Origin of the sequence: Psychromonas antarctica, from assembly GCF_022267535.1 — a bacterium.
GTDB classification, from domain to species: domain Bacteria; phylum Pseudomonadota; class Gammaproteobacteria; order Enterobacterales; family Psychromonadaceae; genus Psychromonas; species Psychromonas antarctica.
This window is the reverse complement of record NZ_JAHNZV010000290.1, coordinates 1-592: the sequence shown is the minus strand read 5'-3', so window position 1 is coordinate 592 and position 592 is coordinate 1. Positions and strand designations below refer to the sequence as shown.

Annotated in this window: 1 protein-coding gene; it reads right to left on the bottom strand. The window is 43.2% G+C overall.

All coding sequences use genetic code 11. From position 1 onward, the window contains the following. Window positions 1-248: 248 nt before the first annotated feature. Window positions 249-592: transposase (locus KSO91_RS17520; protein ID WP_238744292.1), on the bottom strand; the 344-nt coding region annotated here is incomplete at its 5' end.

Below are 592 nucleotides of genomic sequence, written 5' to 3'. Positions count from 1 at the left end.
TGGGGGCGAAATGTATGGTCCGCCTCGATATTGCAAGTAATAATATCGATAACGTAGTTGGTTTGCGCTAATGTATTCGGAGTCTTTGCAGGCAACTAATAATTAGCCCCAGCTCCACGATGAGATCCGCGCTAGATTGTCCTCAAAAGCGACTAAGCATACTTTAGTAAGGTGCTGTTTCGCCCCACAGGTCTTCAATCCAGTGGTCTAACCGTTTTGTCATCTGTATTATCATTTGCAAATCCTGGTTACACTCTAACTTCGAATGCTTGTTTGGTTGAAAGTACTGCCCACGCTATACGCGCAAGTTTATTTGCTAGTGCGACTACTACAACATTAAAAGGTTTTCGTGATAATAACTCGAAGAGCCACTTACCGAAGGTGGCAACTGCTTTTTCTGGCCTGACGAGTACAGCCCTCGCTCCGTGAATAAATAACTCGCGTAATCCTTTGTTTCCTCGTTTACTTATACCGAGTAATGTTGTTTTTCCACCTGTTGAAAATTGTCGTGGAACTAAACCCACCCAAGCAGCTAAATGCCTGCCATTTTTGAAATCTGAGGCATTACTGATATCAGACATACAACGACTTG